The organism is Stenotrophomonas sp. Br8 (genome assembly GCF_014763005.1).
In the GTDB taxonomy this organism is placed as follows: Bacteria; Pseudomonadota; Gammaproteobacteria; order Xanthomonadales; family Xanthomonadaceae; genus Stenotrophomonas; species Stenotrophomonas lactitubi.
Window position 1 is genome coordinate 347165 of sequence record NZ_JACGTN010000008.1, and the last position, 20165, is coordinate 367329.

The window sequence follows — 20165 nt, forward strand, 5'->3', positions numbered from 1 at the left end:
ACAACTGCGTACAACTTCCAATCCGATTAGGTTGTAGGCTGCGCAGACTGGGGAGCGTAAGCAGGGGGTCGAAGGAGATGATTCCCCAGGATTTCACGGTTGCGGCGCTCAACCGGATGAGAAGGCGCGGGGCACAGTTCAAGTACAAAACAGATGATGGAGCACTCCCTAAGAGTCAAGCTGAGTGGACGACCCTGCTAACGTCAATACAGAACCAAATCCTAGACGGGACCTTTAGGTTCAGGCCCTTCAGCACACGCTCTCTATCGAAGGAAAAGAAACTATTCTTTACGGGAGAGGGCGGGGCCGATTCGCTGCTTCCAGACTAGGGTCCAAGTTTGACTTTCAGGCCGGCCACCACCAATGCCTGATCTACGACCGACGGTAATTCCCAGGCCAATTCGCCCTCAGCCGACCGGCGCTGGACATGGTCGACCACGAACTGCAGCCTCGATGCCGTAGCGCGCCGCATCCCAGTCGGCCCAGTAGCGTAGGGCGCCGCTGTGGCTGCGAGTAGTGTTCTCGGCCGCCGCTTCGGCGAGCAGCTCGCGGACCGCATCGGCAGCCTGTTGGGCCAGGTGTTTACGTCAGACGATCCCCAGGACGCGGGCCAGCGGTAGTCCGGTTAACCTGGCCAAAGTTGCGCACATCGCCGTGTCCGGCAGCGAATAGCCGAATTTCCAGTTCGCACCCGCCACCAGCACCCTAAGGCCGCTGACGGGCTCCCTTGGGATAGGAGCTTGGGCAGGGGTAGGCACATGGATGCACTTATCGCCATCGCGCTTGTTGATCTGCAGCTCACCAAGCGCGCAGCAAACCAGTCGAACATCAACTGCACCTATGGGCACCAAGCGCAGCAGCGAAACTTGAGCAACTCAAGCTCATTCGAGCATGACCCGATCCGCCTCCGCGAGCAAGCAAACCTCCAGCTCGGTTGCTTCACGGGTCAGCTTTTCCAAAGCTTCCTCCACGGCCATGAAGAAGACCTTTCCTTTGAACTCCTCAAGCCGGCACCACGCCATGAACTGCCTGACCTCAATCATAGCGATGAGAACATTCTCCAATCGGGCCTGGTCAGCGGCGCGCAGTGTCGCGACGTCCTCAGCGGCCCAAACCACCAGATTCATTGCGGCCTCGAGCGCCGCGATTTTGGTCTCACGGAACTTCGGGGCAAGGGTCTCAAGAGTGTTACCGCCCTCCGGAAGACCTTCGGGAAGCGCTCGAAACCCCTTGATCTGGCGCTTGGCAAGACTGGCCTTGGAGATCATGTAGTCAAGGCGACGGGCGCGCGCGTCGCGATCACGATCGCGCGCCCGCCGCCCCTCTTCCTCGCGCTGCAGCTGAGTTTGATGCGCATAGTAGATCGCACCTGCTCCGATCGCCCAAGTCCCGACTCCAGCCATCCAATCGGCCCGGGTTCCGGTACCGAAGTCAAGGCCATAAGTCCAAGCCGCACCAAACATCAACCAGACTGCAGCAGCCCCAGCGAAGAAGACAATCGTTGTGGCAATCACAACACCAATCAAGGACAGCTCGAACGTTTTGGTCTTCATGCCCCCCCCTGTGGCGCGCTGGTGAATGGTTGGATTCTGGCATGAACCAGCCCCTTCTGATCTTGGTTCTGCTGGCCGCCATCCTGATCGTTTACATCGGAGGCGCAAAGCTCGTTGGCCGCTCGACCGGCGAGATTACACCGCCTCGCAGCGGTCCCGCGAGGCCGAGCTGATTGCAATCGCACAGGCTGAGATCGCCGCGACCACCAATGTTCAGCTATTCATCGAAAAAGCGGTCACTACGAATTCTCTTGCGATCCCCTTCCAATCGCTCATCCTCGACGTTGAGGAGCTCAAGAATCCCATCGGCTTCAACCTTGATCGTCGACGCCACCCTGAGAAGCTCCACAAGGAATGGCTTCTCTGCATCGACAAAATCCTCTTCGGAGGTCGCCAGCGCATTGGTCGCGCTGGCGCAAGCCGACTCAAAATCCTCTATCGAGATGCTGAAGGCATTCATAGCATCGATGACGTCGGTATCGAGAACGATTCCTCCGCGATCCATCCAATCCATCCGCTTTATCTGCTTAAGCCCCACGTTTATCGAGCGGGCCAAGCCGTTTGCGCTATAGAATTTTCCATCGTCAAGCGAGTCCTCGTCGAAGAGAGTCATACAGTACTTCGTGATGTCAAACTTGACGATCAGGTCATTGAGAGCGAACAACTTCGCGTCAATACCTACAAGCCTCTCGGTCCTCACTTCGAACATGCGGAGCTTGTGCGCCTCACCGGCATATCTCCATGCTCCCGCACCAATTATCCATGTGCCTAGCGCAGCAAAGATCCCAGAGATTGCGGCCCACCAATCGGCTCCGTCGCTTCCTTCACCGCCCCCAAGGCCGTAAGACCACTCAAGCTCAAACAGCAGCCACGTTGTGACTGCGCCAGCGCAAAACGACAGAGCGATAGCGCACGTCAGCGCCCATATCGAAATTTCAATTCTGGAAGAAGTCCTCATTGCGCCCCCCTGCGGCGATTCTGTGCGTGGGGGGATTCTGGCATGACCGAGCCCCTTCTTGCCTTCGCACTGCTGGGTGCCGTCGTGGGCTTCTCCATCGGCTGCGCTCGCATCGTTTCGTGGTACTGGATCGGCGTGTCGTGGTACTGGATCGGCTTGATCATGCCGCCGCCCAGTGCACCAAGGAAGCGGCCCTCGTCGCCCAGGCACGCGCCGAACTGGCCGCGACCGGCTGGACCCCGCATGACGAATCGCCGTATCAGGCGGAGATTGCTGCATCGAAGCGCGGCGACCTGCTTTCCGTTGCCCGCTTCGCTGAGCAGCAGGAGGCTGTCCATGGCTGAGTTCTTGCTCGATCCGCTGGTGGCCTGTGTGGTCGGCGGCATGCTGCTCACAGGCCTGTATTGGTCGCTGGTGTTGGCCATGCGCAACAAAGGGGAGACGCAATGGCCGCTGATCGCGCTCGCTTCCGCATGACTGTCGAGGGCGGGGCAGGGGGCTATTCCCCGCTTTCGCCCGGTGAAAAGAGGCAGCGGGCGGCGGCGGGGATTGGCCCGGGAGTAACACGGGCCAAAAGGGTCAGGAAGACGCAATCATCGACTACCTGACCTTTGTGGTCCCGCTCTCCGCCCTTGAAGAAGTCAACCGCAAGAAGCTCAACCTCTTGTTGTTCCGCATTTTCGGCTTTCGGGGTGAAGTCGTTGCCGGTGCTATCCGTGAGAAGCACTGGAATTTCGACGAGCAGTCCGCGGTGCTGATTGACCATGAGAACGAGGTCGTTGGTCGGGTTGGTATCGGTGGCAAGAAGAACACCGTGTGCATCAGCCTCACCGACATGGGGTGCAAGTGGATTCGCGACCGCGCCCGCATTTTTAAGCAGGTTTCCATGCTTGACGCGAAGATCACTCGCATCGGCATCCGGCCTGCCTTCATCCCGCTGGGTGCGCGCTGAGGTGCGCCTGTTCAGCAAGCACATGGAAATCCCGTTGGATGTGCTACTCAACCCCGGCTCCTACCTGCGCGGCGCGTACAGCGCCCTGCAGAACCTGATTACTGGCGTGTGCATAAGCCTCTCGGGGCCGCACCGATCGGGCGACCACGACCACCAGGCCATGTCGCAGGGATCCAGCTGGTGACCCTTCGGGGTGAACATGTGGCCGCCCTGAAAACCGAAACCGGCCCAAGGGCCGGTTAGATCTATGCGGTCGTGCGGATCAATCGTGATCATGCTGCGAGCTCGTCCTTGTCGGGGGAACGAGCAGGAAGGCAAGAGCCGAGCCAGAGCCGGAGCCATTGCCAAGAGGAGCCGACGAAGGCTGCAACAGACCGATACAGTATTGCGCATAATGTATATTATGTTCTAAGCCGGCTGACTTGGCTGCCACTTGCTCCTGCCCAGGCCCACTACTGAGTTGCAACCACTTCCCAGGCCGATCTCCCAGGCTGACGCCCGGAGTTCGTCTACCTGGCTCGCCACCAACCCCAGCCCCGCGGTCAGCCCTCGGCCAGCGCTGCATCAGCACGCCCGCGCCGTTGAAGCCAGCGATCGTCTCCCGATAGATCTGCCGAGCTCACACACGCTTTCTCACCCAGATATCGCGCCGAGCCGCAATCAGCCGCTCAGCCTTAACTGACGCCGGCCCGTCCATCAAATCTGCGCGTCTGGGCTGCAACCGAGCATCCAGATTCTGGCCACGGGTCCGGCGAACGCAACAGGCCAGCGGCACCAGCAGGTTGGCGTGCATCGCATCAGCAAGCCACTGGGGGTGATGCGCACTTGCCGACGTTACCACTTGGAGCGGCCCACAACCCCCGTCCAAGCGCCCGCTTCCGCACGCTCTACAGCACCTGGCCCGCAAGCCCGGCGCAAATCGCTCACCTCGTCCCGTCACCCAATCAAGGAAGCTGCATGATGACTCGACTGCTGCACGACCGTTCGCCGCCCTCCCCTTTGCCCAACCCCTTGGCGACTGCCGTAATCAGTTCGCTGCTGCTGGCAACGGCGCTGCCCGCGATGGCCACCGAATCACTGGATGCCTGGCAGCAACAGCGCCAGCTGCAGGAAGGATGGGCGCAGCCGACGATCAGCAGCGTTACTGTTTCATCCGTTGCCGGCCCCGCCTCGGCGACGCTTGCGCCGGCAGCGGTCGCCAGCACTGCCATTCTTGGCAATGCTGGTGATCCAGGAAGCTGGCGCACCGATGAGTTCAAAGCGGACTGGGGTTTGGCTGCCATGGGCGCCGAGTTCGCCTACGCTCGCGGCCTGACCGCCAAAGGCGTCCGGCTGGGTGTTTTCGACGATGGCGCCGGCCTTGGACATCCAGAGTTCGCAGGCAAGAACCATCGGAGCATCCGCCTGGCGGGCGTTCTTGCCGATGGCAGCTTGTGCCCGGCAGAAGTGATCGAAGGCCCCAACAGTTGCTTCAGGACCGATGGCGATCAGGTCCAGCTCACCTATCAGACCCTTGAGCCTCGATACGCCGCTTTGCTCAATCGAAACAACTATTTTGAAGGGGTCACCTATGGAACACATGGCACCCATGTGTCCGGGACGATCGCTGCCAATCGGGATGGCTCCGGCATGCACGGCGTAGCCTTCGGTGCCGACCTCAGTGTCGCCCGCCTGTTTTCCAACAGTGTGGCGCATCTCAGTGTTTCGCCACGAATGACGCTCGAGCGAAACTCCAAATCCGTCAGCGCCCCTACAGCGGCCTTCAGCCAGTTGTACGAACAGCTCGAACAACAGCAGATCCGGGCCATCAACCACAGCTGGGGGCTTGCTACCGAGCCGAGCACGGCCCAGCAGATGGACGTCTATCTGTCGCATACGGTTTTCGCCGACAGGCTGGCCGTGATGGCCACCGCTTCGCGCAGGACCGGCCTCATTCAAGTATGGGCTGCAGGCAACACCGACGCGCCCAATCCATCTCCACAACAGGCGCCGATCGCAGGCATGTACGCCACGCTGCCACGCGCCCAGAGGGATGTTGAGCCGTACTGGCTGGCTGTCGTGAACGTCAATGAAGCCCTGGAGCTGAGCAATCGCTCCATGCGCTGCGGCCTGGCGGCAAACTGGTGCTTGGCAGCACCTGGCACGGCAATTCTTTCCACAACCTATGGCTCCAAAACCAAGCTTGACGCCACGCTTTCCAAGGACAGCGCTGGCAACGTCACGATTGACACGCGGAGCCTGCTGCCGGACTACGACTACGTCAAGAAGAGCGGAACCTCGATGGCCGCTCCGCACATCACCGGCGCATTGGGTCTGTTGTTTGAGCGCTTCCCCTATCTGGACAATGCGCAGGTGCGTGACGTCCTGCTGACAACGGCGCGTGACCTCGGCGCGCCGGGAGTGGACGATGTCTACGGCTGGGGCATGGTCGATCTGCGCAAGGCTATCGAGGGCTATGGCTCGCTGCGCGTGGACACCGACGTGGCAATGAACCAGAAGGCCGGCGGCCTGAAAGTCTGGGAAGGTGACGCCTGGGACGACTGGACCAACGACATCGCAGGCCCCGGCAAGCTGACCAAGTCCGGCATCGGTTGGCTGCGCCTGAGCGGCGACAACAGTTTTAACGGTGCGGTGCTGCGCGAGGGCACGCTGGAGTTGAACGGCAGCAACACCCTCACCTCAGCGGTCGAGGTGCAGAATGGCCAGCTCCTGCTCAACGGCACTCTGGTTTCCACCGCACTGAACACCACTGGCGGTGTCAGCACGATCAGCGCCAGCGGCGTACTGAAGGACAGCAACCTGGTGGTCAACGGCGGCGTAGTCTCCTTCAACGGCACGCAGAGCGGCGGCACCACCACGGTCGACGCCAACGGCCTGCTGAAGGGCATCGGCACGCTCGGCAACACCCGCGTGGATGGCATCATCGCGCCCGGCAATTCCATCGGCACGCTGACCATCAACGGCAACTACGTGCAGGGCGCTGCCGGCACCTATGCGGCCGAGCTCGCACCGGGCAGCCGCAGCGACCAGCTGCACGTCACCGGCACTGCGACGCTGGGCGGAACCTTGCTGGCACTACCCGAGCCGGGAGTGTATTACCTGGGCGAACAGTTCAACGTGCTGCGCGCCGATGGCGGCGTGAGCGGCCAGTTCTCGAAGACCGATTTCAGCGCGTTCTCGCCTTTCCTGCAGTTCAGTGTGGCCTACGCTGCCAATACCACGCGCATCGACGTGGCCCGCGGCGCCCTGCTGGCAACCGCGGCCGGCACTCCGAACCAGCGCGCCGTGGCCGCTGCTGCCGATACCCTCGCGATCAACCAGGGCCTTCCCAAGCCGTTGACCCAGCTGTTCCCTCAGCAGGTGGCTGCCGTACTGGATGGCCTGAGTGGCGAACTGCACGCTGCGACGCCGCTGGCGCTGGTCGAAAGCAGTCGCTATGTGCGTGATGCGGCGTTGTCGCGCCGCGCCGGCGCAGCCGCACCAGGCGCCGGTGGCAACGACGCCACCGGGGTCTGGGTGCAGGCGATCGGCGGCAACGGCAAGCTGGATGGCAATGCCGGAACGGCACGTACCGAAGCCAACAGCAACGGCCTGCTGGTCGGCATCGACCGCGAGTTCGATGGATGGCAGGTCGGCCTGCTGGCCGGCACCGGCCGCACCGACGTGAAGCAGCAGGATGGCCGGCGTGCCAAGTCGAAGATCGACAACACCCACTTCGGCGCCTACGCCAGCCACAACTGGGGTGGCTTCGGCCTGCGCGGCGGCGTGGCCTGGAGCAAGCACGAAGTGGAAAGCACCCGCGAGGTGGCATTCACTGGCTTCAGCGACACCTTGAGCGCGCGCTATGACGGCCGCACGCGTCAAGCCTTCCTTGAAGCCGGTTATCGCTTTGGCGGGCCCGAGGGCGGGTTGGAGCCGTATCTGCAGGTTGCGCGGGTGGAAGTGGACCTGAAGCGCGTCAACGAGCACGGAGGTGCGGCGGCGCTGCGGGGCGAGGTCGACGACACCGGCACCACCGTGGCCACCGCCGGCCTGCGTTTCGACAAGGGACTGAAGGCCTCGTTCCAGCAGGAAAGCTGGCTGCACCTGCGCGGTGCGGTGGGCTACCGCCAAGCATCTGGCGACCGCAGCCAGGTGGCCAACCTCGCCTTCGTCAACGGTGGCACCGCGTTTGCAGTCAGTGGCGCTCCCATTGCTGACAACGCGGTGGTGGCCGAACTGGGCGTGTCGGCATGGCTGAGCCCGCGCCAGCAGTTGGAACTGGGCTACAGCGGCCAGTTCGGCAGTGAAAGCCGCGACCATGGCGCGAACGCGCGGTGGTCGGTGCGGTTCTGATTGCAGCACGCCCATTGAGCGGCATTGGGGCGGCCTTACGGCCGCCCCTTTTTTAAGTTCATTGAGGCTCCGCTGTCGTTGGCGCGCCCATCGAGCGTGACGCGTCACGTTAATAGGCGCCGCCACACCCGGATTCGGGAGCGCCGCATGCGAAAACGGCAACGAGCGCTTCACGAATATTGCAATGATCAAAGACGCAACAGGCTGCGCTGACGGACCCGCGTAGCGCCATTCCCGACACAGAGCTCCAGCTTTTACCAACTCCGCTCTAGGAAAAGTCTCAAAAATCGAACGTTTTCGATGCTCGACGCGACAGCAGCGCCAGAATGGGCGCCACGCCACTCGGCGCTGACAACACTGCTGCGCATGAACGGATTCCCTGCACCGCGCCGGCTTCGCCTGGCGCTGCTCGATGACCATGACGTCGTCCGCCGCGGCACGGCCTTTCATCTCGGCAACGACAGCCGCTTCGAGATCGTCGCCAGCCACAGTGACAGCCAGGCCTTCGTGCTGGCCCTGCAGCAGTGCCGCGCGGATGTGGCGATCATCGACATCACCCTGGCGCCGGGTGATATCAGCGGCGCCGAGCTCGTCCAGCATCTTCGACAGGCGCTGCCGCGGGTAACGCTGCTTGGCTTCGCCGGGCAGAATTCGGTGGCGATCATCAACCACCTGCTGGATGCGGGAATCAGCGGCTTTGTCGGCAAATCCGAGCCTTTGGCTGAACTCTCCGACGCGGTTGTGCGCGTCTCGCAAGGACTTTGCCGGATACCGCCTTCGTGCAAGTTGCTGACGCCCTGCGATGCCCTGAGCCGGAATGAGCGCGAGGTCATTCGATTGGTTCTGGACGGGCTGACCGTCTCCGAGATTGCCCTGCACCGGCACCGCAGCGTCAAGACCGTAAGCACGCAGAAGATTGCCGCCCTGCGCAAGCTGGGGCTGCGCAACGACGCGGAGATCTTCGCCATGCGGCAGCAGCTGGAGGCCCTGTGACCGCGCTGTTGAAGCGCGCCCGCAAATCCCTGCTGCTGGCGCTGCTCACACTGCTTCCCTGCACGTCTGCCGGCGACATCCAGCACGGAGAATGGGCGGCTGGGCGCGAGGTCCGGGTGGCCGCGGGACCCACCCTGCACCCTGCCCCCGAAGATGCCGCCAACACGGAAGTGCTGCAGACGCTGGCGCATGGCTATGCTGCGCTCGTTGCCCGCCATTCCGGCCTGGCCTTCGTTGAAGTTCCCTTTCCCAGCACCCTGGCAGCGATGAGTGCCGTCTGCGAGGGACGGGCTGATCTGGTGCTGGTGCAGGGTGCTGGCGATGGGGCGCACCTGCCCTGCCCCAGCCTGGCGCCATCGCGCAGCTTTCATGGCGGCGCGAGCGTGCTTGCCGGCCGCATCGGTGAGCGCTTGCCGCGGCGGGTTGCCGATGCCGGCACGCTGCGGATCGCTGCCGTTGACGGCGGCCCCTATCCGGCGTGGCTGGCCGAGCACTATCCCGCAGTGCCCGTGCTGCCCCAACCCAGCATGCGGGCGGCATTGGCTGCGGTGGATGCTGGCATTGCCGACGCAGCGATCGGTCTGGAATCCACCGCGCGTGCGATGGCGCGGCGCTACTTTTCCCACAGCCTGCGCCTGCAAGTGCTCGACGCCAGTTTTCCGACCCAGCTGCACCTGCTTGCCAGGCGCGAAGACCAGGAGCTGCTTGAGCGCATCGAGGCAGCACTGGATGACATCACCATCGAAGAACATGCCCAGCTCCTGCAGCGCTGGGCCCAGCAGGCGTTGCCAACCGCGTTCGGCCACAAGGCCCGCGGAGGTTTCGATGGCGCCACGCTCTGGCTATTGCCAGCCGCTGCCCTGCTGCTGACGCTTCCATTGCTGGCTGTGCGCAGATTGCGCCAGCAGCAGGGCCGTGAACGGAAGCACGCACAGATGACCGGCATGATCAGCCATGAGGTACGCAATTCCGCCCAGGCCGTCATGGCGTCAATCGACCTGCTGGGGCAAGCGCCACTGCCGGCCAGCCAGCGCGAACTGGTGGCCTCCGCTGCAAATGCGGGCCACGCGCTGCGCGGACTGCTTAATCGCACACTGGATTTCTCCCGCCTGGCCAGCGGCACTTTCCGGCCAAAGCGAGAGCCCTGCGACGTTCCCGCACTCTGCACGCAGGCACTGCAGGCCATCGCGCCCCAGGCGCAGAAGAAAGCTCTGACCCTGCAGCTCTGCCTGCCGCAGACGCCGTTCCCGCTGCTGGCGACAGACCCGGACTGCCTGCGGCAACTGCTCGACAACCTGCTCGGCAATGCCGTCAAGTTCACCGATGTAGGCGGCATTGAACTGCGCCTGCAGCTGGACGCACCAGCAAAGCCCGCAGCATTGCTGATGGAAGTCATCGACAGCGGCATCGGCATCACGCCAGCGCAGATGGCTGGGCTGTTCGAGCCCTTCCGGCAGGCCGACGCGGGCAGGCAGCGCGGTGGCAGCGGGCTGGGCCTGTCCATCTGTCGCACGTTGGCCGAAGCCATGGGCGGCACTCTGGATGTTCATAGCGTGCATGGACGTGGCAGCCGCTTCATTGTTCATCTGCCCGTGCAACCGGTGCAGGAAGATGCGCAGAACGCTTCAACAGCGGCCGCCCTGCCCCGGCTGGACGGCATGGACATCCTGCTGGTCGAGGACCACGCGCTGAACCGACAGGTCATTGCAGCCCAGCTGCGGTGCTGGGGCGCGACGGTGCAGGAGGCTGCCAACGCCGACGAAGCATTGGCACTGCAGAAGGAGGCGCCCTGCCCGCTGGTGATGCTGGATATCGGCCTGCCGGGAATGGATGGCTACTCGCTGGCCCGGCAATTACGGCTGCATGAGGCAGAAGGAGCGCCTCGTGCCCGGCTGCTTGCGCTTTCCGCCTTCAGCGGTGGCGACCACGCACTACGCTGCCAGGCGGCCGGTATCGATGCGGTACTGGTCAAGCCGCTGCAGATCGATGCGCTGCTGCGGGCTCTCGATCAGCCTGTGACCGCCACTACCAGCGAGGGCATTGCCCAGGAACTGGTGGCCGCCTACGAAGAAGACATCGATCGCGAACTGCAATGCCTGCATGAAGCGATCGGTCATTGCGATGCCGTGCGGCTGCGCCATCACGCGCATCGACTGCAAGGGGCGTTGCAGATGCTCGGCGCGGGCGGCATGGCGGCGCTTGCCGGTGAGCTCTGGGAGTTGGGCGACTGCGTGCCACCCAGGTGGGACGATGCGCGCCAGGTACTGGCCGAGATGCAAGGCTGGCGCGGCTCCCGGCGTGCGGGAACCGCGCCGGCGGCCTGAAATCAGGCGGCGTTGCGGCCCGCCTGGCGGCGGGTCAGGTCGTTGAAGCGACCCAGCGACATCAGGTGCTGGTGGATCAGCGCCAGCCAGCCGTTGCGATGCCATTCGACGACGGTCGCGTCCGGAAGCGCGATGAACTTCTCCACGTCGACCACGAAGAAGCCGTTGAGGTTGAACTCGCGACCATCGGGCAGGCGCACGGTTGCATTGCGCTCGACCAGCAGGCCGTTGTCGACCAGCGCCTTGGAGAACGCCTGGGTCTGTTCGTGTTCGCGGGTGAACTGGCCGCAGAACTCGAGTGCCTGCTGAACCATGTCGGTGGCCTTGCCATCGACAAACAGCGGCTGGCCTTCTTCGCCACCACGGACAACGCGCGGGCTGTCTTCGTCGATGCCGAGCAGGAAGTCATTGTCCGCGCCGGTGTCGATGAAGATGAAGGGATGGCGGCGCAGGTAGGCCGGGATGTAGGTCTCGTCGTCCCACAGGCCATCGGTGATGAACAGGTTGTCGGTGGTCACACCCACGGCGGCCATCGGCACCGCGCTCGGGCCTGCGAACAGGATCGGGAAGTGGTGCAGCGCCAGCGAGAATTCGCCCAGCACCAGCGGGATCGAGTTGCTGCTGGCAGCGAATTCGAGCTTGCCCGGCAGGATGCGCAGATCGGCGTGCAGGTCTGCCTGCAGCGGCACCGGACGGGTGTAGAACAAGGGCGCGCTGCTCGGCGCAGCTTCGGTGGTGGTGTCGCTGGTGGTGGTCATCGTGGAAACCATGTCGATCATGCGCGCCTGCCATCCCGGGCGCGCCAGCGGGAACAACCTGAATCCCGCATTATCAACAAGGCAGGTGACAACGGCCACCCCGCGGCCGACTTATTTCAGCTGCAACGGGTAACGCTGCCACAGAACGTGGACCAGGAAGCCGGCCAGTTCGGTGTCGCGCGCACTGACCGCCGCGCGGATCTTGTCCAGCAGGACCATGTCGCTGCAGTGCCGCACATCAGCGTGATTGGCCTGCCCTGCGCGCCGCGCCCGATAGCGCGCGGCCCGCTGCGCGTCGCTCATTGCGTACCCGAACTTGGGCGGCCGACCGCGTTTGCGCGGCAGGGTCAGCTCCAGGGTTCCGGGATCATTGTCATCACGCATGGGCAGGGTGCGGGCGGCGGCAAGCAACGGGGGGTGCGCAATTTATCGTGAGGCATCACTTTAATCCAGCTTTTTCTGCAGTTTTGTTGCAATGCAGTGCAAGTGAGTGGCGCACGGATGGCACCCATGCACGCATGGCGTGGATCTACCGAAGGCCAGCTGTGCAGTAGATCCACGCCATGCGTGGATACGGACCCCGTCACTACAAGATCAGTAGATCCACGCCATGCGTGGATGAGCCCCCGCCAATACACAAAAAAAAGGGAGCCCGCGAACGGGCTCCCCTGCTCCTTCCTTACGACGCACGCACCGGCTCGTAGCCGTGCAGATGCGATTCGCTGCTGGCCCGTCCCTGGCTCAGCGAACGCAGCGAGGTCGTGTAACCGACCAGCTGCGCCAGCGGCGCGAAACCGCTGACTTCGGCGCGACCGTCCTGGTCGTCGATGCGGGCGACGCGGCCATGGCGACGATTCAGATCGCCCACCACGTCACCCACCGAGGCGGACGGCGAATGCACCGTCACCGCCATCACCGGCTCCAGCAACTGCGTACCGCTGGCCGCCAGTGCAGCCTTGATGCCCTCGCTGCCCGCCCGATGGAACGCCATCTCCGACGAATCCTTCGCATGGGTCTGGCCATCCACCAGGCTGACTTCGATGCCGACTACCGGGTGGCCTTGGGGACCTTCCGACAGCGCGGCACGAACGCCCTTCTCCACCGCAGCGATGAAGTTGCGCGGGACCACGCCACCAACGATGCGGTCATTGAACACGACCTCGCCGTCGTCGCGCGGCACCACATCCAGCACCACGTGCGCGAACTGGCCCTGGCCACCGGTCTGCTTGACCAATCGGCCAACCACACCTTCAACGGCACGCTGCGGCGTCTCCTGGTAAGCCACGCGCGGCGCACCAATGCCGATGTCCAGCTTCCACTCGCTGCGCAGGCGTTCGACCATCACTTCCAGGTGCAGCTCGCCCATGCCCCAGGCCAGGGTTTCACCCGTATCGCGATCGGTTTCCACCCGGAACGAGGGATCTTCCTGGGCCAGGCTGGCCAGACCTTGCGCCAACCGGATCAGATCAGCCGCACGCGCCGGTTCCAACCGCCATGCCAGCACAGGGGCCTGCGCCTGGATACTCTCCAGAAGCAACGGCTGCCCTCGCCCGCTCAGCGTTTCACCGCTGACCGCATCCTTCCAGCCCAGCACGGCAACGATGTCGCCGGCCACGGCCTGCCCGATGTCCTGGGTCTGGTCGGCCTGCACGCGCACCAGCCGGCTGATGCGACGCCCTTGCGGGTGCTGCGAGCTGGCCACGTTGTCGCCCACCTTCAAGGTGCCCGAGTACAGCCGCACGAAACTCAAGGCGCCGTGCTGCTGGTGGGTGATCTTGAACAGCAGGCCCGCCAACGGGCCGTCCGGGTCCGGCGGCAGCAGGACGTCGCCGCCCTCGCTTTCAGCGGTAACGGCAGGACGATCCAGCGGCGACGGCAGGTAATCGACCACCGCATCCAGCAGCGTTTCGATGCCCTTGTCCTTGAAGGCGGCACCGGCCAGCACCGGCACGCCGGCACCAGACAGGGTCGCGCGACGGATCGCTGCGCGCAGCATCGCCGCGTCGATGTCACGGCCTTCCAGCCACGCCGTTGCCAGCGCATCGTCATGGTCGGCCACGGCCTCGACCAGCGCATTGCGCTGCGGCTGCCATTGCGCGCGCTCGGCGTCACTCCATGCCGTCACCGTCGCCGCGCCTCCGTCCTGCCAATGCAGCACGCGGCCATCGACCAGGTCGACCCAGCCATGGAAGTCACCTTCGCTACCCAGCGGCATACCCAGCGCCCACGGGCGCGCCCGCAGCTTGTCCTGGAGCTGCTCCAGCACGCGCTCGAACGAGGCGCCGATGCGGTCCATCTTGTTGACGAACGCAATCAACGGCACGCCATGCCGGCGCGCCTGGCGCCACACGGTTTCTGACTGCGGCTGCACGCCGTCCACGGCCGAGAACACGGCCACGGCACCGTCGAGCACGCGCAGCGAGCGCTCGACCTCGATGGCGAAGTCGATGTGGCCGGGGGTGTCGATCAGGGTCAGCTGGTGCAGCGGCAGATCGCGCGGCGCCCATTGCGCGTGCACGGCAGCAGCGCCGATGGTGATGCCACGTTCGCGTTCGATCGCCGAGAAGTCGGTGGTCGCGTTGCCGTCGTGCACTTCGCCGACGCGGTGGATCTCGCCGGTCTTCCACAGAAGGCGTTCGGTAAGGGTGGTTTTGCCAGCGTCGATGTGGGCAATGATGCCGAGGTTGCGAAGACGCGACAGAGTCTGGGTATTGGTGTTCATGAGATGGGTTCCTGCTGGGCCAACTTCGGGGGCCGCACACCCCGGTTGGCTACAGGGTGTGCGGCTGACGTTCGGTCTCGGCGATCTGGTGCATGGCACGTTCTCCTTGCGGTCGAGCGGGTTAAGGGATGGAAGGCGGAAACGAAAAGAGCGCCCCGGAGGGCGCTCTGTGGATGGTCCAGCGAAGGCCGCGATCAGCGGCCTCGTGGGGCTCCAGGCAGACACGCCCGTTCCGCGCTTGCGCGGGTCAGGGTGAAAAACTTCAGGAGCGGCATCCGGTTCATGCGGCGCATTCTAGACCTGTCAGTCTGGCGCGCAAGTGAATATTGCGCGCATGGATGGAACGATGAGCCCCAAGGTAGAGCCACCCCATGGGTGGCTGCTACGCAGGCCAACAGGCGCCTTACTTGCAGTCGTGCAGACGGCGAGCATCACCCACGGTCGCCGCCTGCTGCTCGACGGTCGACACCCACCCCTTCAGGGACATTGCCGGGTCGGTGCGCGGCTTGCGCGGACCGCCATGGATCAGCACTTCGGTCCAGCTGCCGGTGGGCGCCAGTTCGGCCAGGCGCGCCGCCTGGTCTTCATCGGTACTGAAAGTGTCACCCGGCGCGGACGGCTTTGCGTTGTTGACCGTCGCCTGCTTGCGCACGCGCGCACGCAGGACGCCGTCCGGCATGCGCTGGGTCGCCACCTCGTAGCGCTCCACGCCGTAGGCCCATGTGGATTCACCGGGGCGACGCGTCTCGGTGCCGTCATCGGCCACTTCGATCGACTCGCCGGTGACCGCGCCCAGCGCAGCAATGCCGCCGAAGCCGGCCATCATCGCCTCGTACGCCACCATCTGCCGCTGTTCGACCGACAGCTTGCTGGCGTCGGGCTTCATCCCAGGCAGATTGAGGTAGGCCGCATTCTTGCACAACAGCAGCACACGCTTGTCCTCCCAGGCCATGCCGATCTCACCATTGCCGAAGTACTCGGTGGTGAACGATGAAACCGCTGCACCCTCGCCGGTCGAATGCCGTGTCTCAATCAGCGACGCCTGCTCGGATGCAGTCATCAACGAAACCTTGGTGGTCGCAGCGGCGTTTGCAGCGCCGACAACGCCGATCAAGGCGACAAACAGGGCGCAACGCGGGCGGGAGAGATTCATCAGGCCATTCCTTTGAAAAAATCGAGCCGCACATGATACGCGGCACAACCTGGCATGCCCGCTTCGCCTCAGGTAACCACCACCAACGGCACACCGCGGCGCGGATGCTGCAGCACCACCACGTCCTGTTGGTAGACGCGCTGCAGGTTGGCCTCGGTCAGCACCTCCGATGGCGTGCCGTCAGCAGCCACCCTGCCCTGTTCCAGCAGCACGATGCGATCGGAGTAGCCGGCCGCCAGGTTGAGGTCATGCAGCACCACGATCACGCACGCGCCCGCTTCGGCGCAGGCACGCACGCTGCGCAGGGTGCGCTCCTGATGGCGCAGATCCAGCGCAGCCGTGGGCTCATCCAGCAACAGCAACGGCGTGTCCTGTGCCAGCACACGGGCGAAGGTGGTCCGCGCCGATTCACCGCCCGACAGCTGCTGCACTTCGCGCAGGCGCAGTGCCTGCAGTTCGGCAGCATCGATTGCGCTTTCCACCTGCGCATCGTCCACCTGCGGATCCGGCGGATGCGGCAGGCGCCCCATCGCCACGACTTCTTCCACGCTGAAGGCGAAGCGCACGCCGTGCTCCTGCGGCATCACCGCACGTTCGCGCGCAAGTGGCCCGGCTTTGTAGTCGCGCAACGGGCGTCCGTGCAGATGCACGTCGCCACCGTCGGCGCGCAGATCGCCGGCCGCCACACCCAGCAGGGTGGACTTGCCGGCACCATTGGGCCCCACCAGCGCGGTCACCGTGCCCGGCTGGAACGCAAGGGTGATGCCATGCAGGATCTCGCGCTGCTGGCGGCGCACCACCACGTCGCGCAATTGCAGGAATGCGCTCATGCGGCCGCCTTGCGACGCTGCTGCAGCACCAGCCACAGGAAGAACGGCGCGCCCAGCGCGGCAGAGAACAGGCCCAGCGGAATCTCGGCAGGCGGGTCCAATGTGCGTGCAGCAGTGTCGGCCACCACGATCAGCAGCGCACCCAGCAGGCCCGACAACGGCAGCAGCCATCGATGGCCGGGGCCAACCAGCAAGCGTGCCACGTGCGGCACCACCAACCCTACGAAGCTGATCGACCCGGCGAATGCCACGGCAGAGCCAACCAACAGTGCACTGAACGCCACCAGCAGGCGCCGTGTACGTGCCACATCCAGCCCCAGGTGCTGAGCCTGACGCTCACCCAGCGCCAGCATGTCCAGCGGCGTGGCCAGGCGCTGCAGCGCGAATGCGCCGATGGCAAACAGCGGCAGCACCGCCACCACATCAGCCCAGTTGGCACGCGCCAACGAGCCCATCTGCCAGAACACCAGCGATTGCAGCTCGCTTTCGTTGGCGATGTAGGTCAGGAAGCCGATCAGGGCCGAGCAGAAGGCGGCCATCGCAATGCCCACCAGCAACAGCGTGGCGTTGCCACTGCCCTTGCCCGGCCGTGCCAGTGCGTAGGTCAGTCCGATCGCGGCGGCACCACCGCCGAACGCCGCCACTGGCACCAGCCAGCCGGCTGCGCCCGCCGCACCGAGCACGATCGCCGCCACCGCGCCCAACGCAGCACCCTGACTGACGCCGACGATGCCCGGATCGGCCAGCGGATTGCCGAACAGTCCCTGCAGGCTGGCGCCGGCCATCGCCAGCGCCGCCCCCACCATGGCACCCAGTAGTGCACGCGGAATGCGCAGCTGCCACACCACGGCCAGGTCACGGCTGCTGACCGATTGCGGATCCAGCAGGCCCAGCTTTACCGCCAGCGCCTGCATCACTTCCAGCGGCGGCAGCCGCAGCGGCCCCACGGCAAACGACGCCAGCACCGCACCCAGCAACGCGACCAGCGCAATCAACAACATCGTCCGCCCGCGACGGCGGCGTCGATCCGCAGGACTCATGCTTTCGGCAGCGCCGCCAGCGCCCGGGCCAGGGCCAACGCGCCCGCACCGGAACCGATGCTGGCGTACTTCAGCTGCGCATCCGGCATCACCCAGACCCGGTTGGCCTGTCCGGCCGGGGTCTGCTTCAGCGTCGGGTAGGCCTTCCACAGGCCCTCGGCGCCGCCGAACAACTGCAGGTCATGCTCGGTCACCAGAATTACCTCCGGTGCCGCCGCGACCACGCCTTCGTTGCTCAGCTGCGAATAGTTGGCCACGCCGGCCTCGGTGCCGATGTTGATGCCGCCTGCCAGCGCGATCAGCTTGGCCGACGCGCTATCGGCACCGGCCACGGTCGGTGAACCGCCTGCACCCGTCGCCGACACATGGATCACCCGCGGCGCATGCCCCAGGCCCTTGCCGATCGCGGCAGCCTCATCCAGCTGACGCTGCACCTGGGTGGCCAGGGTCTGCCCTGCATCGGCCACGCCGAGCACGGCGGCAATCTTGCGCACCTTGTCCGGTGCCGGCTGCAGGTCATCAATCACCACCGCAGGCTCGCCCACTTCGCGCAGCTTCTTTGCCAGCTCGGTGTGGCGGCGCAGGCTGTTGCCGATGAACAACGAGCCCTGCAGGCTCAGCACGCCTTCCACGCCGGTCGTGCGGTTGAACAGGAACTGATGCGGCGCAGCCAGGCCTGCCTGAGTCGTGGTGTTGGTCGGCGCGGCGAACACCTGCTTGCCCAGTCCCAGCGCTTCGATCACCGCGATGATGTCGTCGCCGCCGGCAATGATCCGGCTGGTGTCGTCCACCTCCACACCGGCACCATCGTCGGACTGGACCTTGGTCGGCAACACCGCCTGCTGCCCCGGCAGGGTCGGCACGTCATTGCCCGCCACCCGCTGCCAGCCTGCGGGAAGTGCCCCGGCCTCGGCGGTGGCGGCAGCCGGCGCAGCTGCGTCGGGGTTGCCCGAAGACGGCGGTGCCTTGTCGCCACAGGCGGCCAGCACCAGTAAAAAGGCAAGCGGGAGCGCGCACAGGCGCAGGCGGGAAGCGATGTTCATGCAGGTTCTCCTTGCTGGCAGGGCGGCGGGGTGCCGCCCTGCCCTGTGGCTTACGGCTGGCGCAGGCTGATGCGGGTGATGCGGTCACCCTTCGGATCTTCAGCGCCACGCGACTTGTTCACGGCGAAGACATTGCCCTTGCCATCGGCGCGGACGTGGTTCGGGAAGGTGCCGCCATCGAGGTTGCCGACCACCTTGCCATCACGATCAACCGCGGTGACCGTGCCGGCGCCGCGGTTGGTGACGTAGGCCAGGCCGCTCTTCGCATCGAAGGCCACGTTCAGCGCGCCGGCGCCGACCGGCACGTCGTGCACGACCTTGCCGCTGGCCACGTCGACGATCAGCAGGTTGTCAGTACCCTGCGAGGCCACGTAGAGGCGATTGCGCTGGGCATCGAAGGCCACGCCCGAGGCGCTGATCGAATTGCCCAGGTCGATCACCTTGTCGACCTTGCCGCTGGCCACATCGATCACCGCCGCTTCCGGGGTACCGATGCTGACCGTGAACAGCTTGCCGCTGGGCTCATCCAGCACCAGGCTCATCGGCACGAACTTCTCGTCGTCCACGCCGGAGGCCAGGGTGATCGGCTCCAGCGCTTTCAGCGTCTTCGCATCGAACACCGACAGATGGTCTTCGCCGGTGGCCGAGGCGAACACTTTGCCGTGCGTGCTGTCGACCACGACGTCGCGAGCGTGCGGCACGGTGCCGACCGGGAACTGATGCACCAGCGACAGATCCGCCTGGCGATAGACCGCCACGGTGTCCTGGCGGGTGTTGCTGACCCAGACGTTGCCATTGGCATCATCCACGCCCACGCCATACACCGCGAACACCGCACCGTTGGTGCTGCCCGGCACCTGCGCCGGGGTGATGGCCTTGGTCACCTTCAGCGACTTCGGGTCCAGCTTCAGCAGCTGCGACTGGGTGACCGGCGGGCGGCCGACGGCCGAGGTCACGAACACTGCGTTGCTGGCGGCGCTGTAGGCGGACTGGTACAGGCCCGGCACCAGCTTGTTGGACTGGGTGGCGAACTGCGCCTGGCCCGACAGCGGCAACTGCGGCGACACGCGCAGCTTCAGCACGGTTGCGGCGGCCGGCTGGCTGGCGCGCACCACCACCGGGTGGGTGCCCGGCACTGCGTCGGCCGGAATGGCCAGCTGGGTCTTGAAGTTGCCATCGGCATCGACCACCACCGGCTGGCTGTTGAGCACGGTATCGCCGCGCAGCAGGCTGACCTGCTGGCCCGGCACGAAGCCGCGGCCGGTGACGTCGGCGGTGCTGCCGGGCACCACGTTCTCACCGCGTGAGACAACCTGGCCCTTGAAGGTGGCGCTGGCCGGCTGGTCGAACACCGGCTGCGCGGTGGCGGTCACTGCCAGCAGCAGGCCGGCAGCCAGGGAAGTGAGACGGAAAGACGGACGGAACGACATGGAAGGCTCCTTGCACACGTAGGCCGCGCCTCGTGGCGCGGGATTCATCGGTTGCCTTGGCCGCTGCACGTCGA

Annotated in this window: 16 protein-coding genes and 1 pseudogene; 5 read left to right on the top strand and 12 right to left on the bottom strand. The window is 65.0% G+C overall.

Features of this window, described 5'->3' with window-relative positions; translation table 11 throughout:
- Nucleotides 1-328 precede the first annotated feature (328 nt).
- From H3005_RS20935 to H3005_RS09590, 4 genes and pseudogenes are all read right to left on the bottom strand, one after another.
- Nucleotides 329-578: pseudogene (locus tag H3005_RS20935) on the bottom strand (integrase); the annotation flags it as partial.
- Nucleotides 579-881: 303 nt separating this feature from the next.
- Nucleotides 882-1553 (bottom strand): hypothetical protein, encoded by a 672-nt coding sequence (locus H3005_RS09580; RefSeq protein WP_100552524.1) that lies wholly within the window; start codon nucleotides 1551-1553, stop codon nucleotides 882-884.
- A gap of 217 nt (nucleotides 1554-1770) precedes the next feature.
- The gene (locus H3005_RS09585) at nucleotides 1771-2511 is read right to left on the bottom strand and encodes a hypothetical protein (protein ID WP_165780955.1); all 741 of its coding nucleotides are present in this window, start codon (nucleotides 2509-2511) and stop codon (nucleotides 1771-1773) included.
- Nucleotides 2508-2849 (bottom strand): hypothetical protein, encoded by a 342-nt coding sequence (locus H3005_RS09590; protein WP_191078033.1) that lies wholly within the window; start codon nucleotides 2847-2849, stop codon nucleotides 2508-2510. Before H3005_RS09590 ends, H3005_RS09585 begins: the two co-directional genes overlap by 4 nt.
- Between H3005_RS09590 and H3005_RS09595 the strand changes: the two genes are divergently transcribed.
- The 5 genes from H3005_RS09595 to H3005_RS09615 all read left to right on the top strand — a co-directional run bounded on the left by H3005_RS09595 (nucleotide 2848) and on the right by H3005_RS09615 (nucleotide 11115).
- Nucleotides 2848-2988 carry a hypothetical protein gene (locus tag H3005_RS09595; protein WP_165780979.1) on the top strand — a complete coding sequence of 47 codons (141 nt, stop codon included), beginning with the start codon at nucleotides 2848-2850 and terminating at the stop codon, nucleotides 2986-2988. The two genes, H3005_RS09590 and H3005_RS09595, sit on opposite strands and share 2 nt — an antisense overlap.
- A 136-nt stretch (nucleotides 2989-3124) precedes the next feature.
- Nucleotides 3125-3463, top strand: coding sequence for a hypothetical protein (locus tag H3005_RS09600; RefSeq protein WP_100552523.1), 339 nt, complete (start codon nucleotides 3125-3127; stop codon nucleotides 3461-3463).
- A gap of 960 nt (nucleotides 3464-4423) precedes the next feature.
- Nucleotides 4424-7798 (top strand): autotransporter serine protease, encoded by a 3375-nt coding sequence (locus tag H3005_RS09605; protein WP_191078034.1) that lies wholly within the window; start codon nucleotides 4424-4426, stop codon nucleotides 7796-7798.
- Between the two features lie 300 nt (nucleotides 7799-8098).
- Complete coding sequence (locus tag H3005_RS09610) at nucleotides 8099-8791, top strand: response regulator transcription factor (protein WP_331273760.1); 693 nt, start codon at nucleotides 8099-8101, stop codon at nucleotides 8789-8791.
- Entirely contained in the window at nucleotides 8788-11115 is a 2328-nt protein-coding gene (locus tag H3005_RS09615; protein ID WP_243381752.1) for an ATP-binding protein, read from the top strand. The genes H3005_RS09610 and H3005_RS09615 overlap by 4 nt, the downstream gene beginning before the upstream one ends.
- A gap of 2 nt (nucleotides 11116-11117) precedes the next feature.
- Here H3005_RS09615 and H3005_RS09620 read toward each other — a convergent pair whose 3' ends face one another.
- The 8 genes from H3005_RS09620 to H3005_RS09655 form a co-directional block, all read right to left on the bottom strand.
- The gene (locus H3005_RS09620; protein ID WP_100554115.1) at nucleotides 11118-11873 is read right to left on the bottom strand and encodes a SapC family protein; all 756 of its coding nucleotides are present in this window, start codon (nucleotides 11871-11873) and stop codon (nucleotides 11118-11120) included.
- 111 nt (nucleotides 11874-11984) lie between these two features.
- Nucleotides 11985-12257 (bottom strand): hypothetical protein, encoded by a 273-nt coding sequence (locus tag H3005_RS09625; protein WP_025877210.1) that lies wholly within the window; start codon nucleotides 12255-12257, stop codon nucleotides 11985-11987.
- Between the two features lie 295 nt (nucleotides 12258-12552).
- Nucleotides 12553-14595, bottom strand: coding sequence for an elongation factor G (gene fusA, locus H3005_RS09630; RefSeq protein WP_100552512.1), 2043 nt, complete (start codon nucleotides 14593-14595; stop codon nucleotides 12553-12555).
- A 403-nt stretch (nucleotides 14596-14998) separates the two neighbouring features.
- Complete coding sequence (locus H3005_RS09635; protein WP_100552511.1) at nucleotides 14999-15748, bottom strand: hypothetical protein; 750 nt, start codon at nucleotides 15746-15748, stop codon at nucleotides 14999-15001.
- 68 nt (nucleotides 15749-15816) lie between these two features.
- The gene (locus H3005_RS09640) at nucleotides 15817-16578 is read right to left on the bottom strand and encodes a heme ABC transporter ATP-binding protein (protein ID WP_100552510.1); all 762 of its coding nucleotides are present in this window, start codon (nucleotides 16576-16578) and stop codon (nucleotides 15817-15819) included.
- A complete protein-coding gene (locus H3005_RS09645) occupies nucleotides 16575-17618 on the bottom strand; it encodes an iron ABC transporter permease (protein ID WP_089241109.1) in 1044 nt (347 codons plus the stop codon). Before H3005_RS09645 ends, H3005_RS09640 begins: the two co-directional genes overlap by 4 nt.
- Nucleotides 17615-18661, bottom strand: a complete 1047-nt coding sequence (locus tag H3005_RS09650) for an ABC transporter substrate-binding protein (protein WP_100552509.1) — start codon at nucleotides 18659-18661, stop codon at nucleotides 17615-17617. Before H3005_RS09650 ends, H3005_RS09645 begins: the two co-directional genes overlap by 4 nt.
- 50 nt (nucleotides 18662-18711) lie before the next feature.
- Nucleotides 18712-20091, bottom strand: coding sequence for an ATP-binding protein (locus H3005_RS09655; protein ID WP_100552508.1), 1380 nt, complete (start codon nucleotides 20089-20091; stop codon nucleotides 18712-18714).
- Nucleotides 20092-20165 lie beyond the last annotated feature (74 nt).

What these genes read in the sequence shown, in the direction of transcription:
- H3005_RS09595 (WP_165780979.1), top strand. Translation starts at nt 2,848, where the DNA reads ATGGCTGAGTTCTTGCTCGATCCGCTGGTGGCCTGTGTGGTCGGCGGC.
- H3005_RS09635 (WP_100552511.1), bottom strand. Translation starts at nt 15,748, where the DNA reads ATGAATCTCTCCCGCCCGCGTTGCGCCCTGTTTGTCGCCTTGATCGGC.
- H3005_RS09620 (WP_100554115.1), bottom strand. Translation starts at nt 11,873, where the DNA reads ATGACCACCACCAGCGACACCACCACCGAAGCTGCGCCGAGCAGCGCG.
- H3005_RS09580 (WP_100552524.1), bottom strand. Translation starts at nt 1,553, where the DNA reads ATGAAGACCAAAACGTTCGAGCTGTCCTTGATTGGTGTTGTGATTGCC.
- H3005_RS09625 (WP_025877210.1), bottom strand. Translation starts at nt 12,257, where the DNA reads ATGCGTGATGACAATGATCCCGGAACCCTGGAGCTGACCCTGCCGCGC.
- H3005_RS09585 (WP_165780955.1), bottom strand. Translation starts at nt 2,511, where the DNA reads ATGAGGACTTCTTCCAGAATTGAAATTTCGATATGGGCGCTGACGTGC.
- fusA (WP_100552512.1), bottom strand. Translation starts at nt 14,595, where the DNA reads ATGAACACCAATACCCAGACTCTGTCGCGTCTTCGCAACCTCGGCATC.
- H3005_RS09650 (WP_100552509.1), bottom strand. Translation starts at nt 18,661, where the DNA reads ATGAACATCGCTTCCCGCCTGCGCCTGTGCGCGCTCCCGCTTGCCTTT.
- H3005_RS09590 (WP_191078033.1), bottom strand. Translation starts at nt 2,849, where the DNA reads ATGGACAGCCTCCTGCTGCTCAGCGAAGCGGGCAACGGAAAGCAGGTC.
- H3005_RS09605 (WP_191078034.1), top strand. Translation starts at nt 4,424, where the DNA reads ATGACTCGACTGCTGCACGACCGTTCGCCGCCCTCCCCTTTGCCCAAC.
- H3005_RS09610 (WP_331273760.1), top strand. Translation starts at nt 8,099, where the DNA reads ATGCTCGACGCGACAGCAGCGCCAGAATGGGCGCCACGCCACTCGGCG.
- H3005_RS09640 (WP_100552510.1), bottom strand. Translation starts at nt 16,578, where the DNA reads ATGAGCGCATTCCTGCAATTGCGCGACGTGGTGGTGCGCCGCCAGCAG.
- H3005_RS09655 (WP_100552508.1), bottom strand. Translation starts at nt 20,091, where the DNA reads ATGTCGTTCCGTCCGTCTTTCCGTCTCACTTCCCTGGCTGCCGGCCTG.
- H3005_RS09645 (WP_089241109.1), bottom strand. Translation starts at nt 17,618, where the DNA reads ATGAGTCCTGCGGATCGACGCCGCCGTCGCGGGCGGACGATGTTGTTG.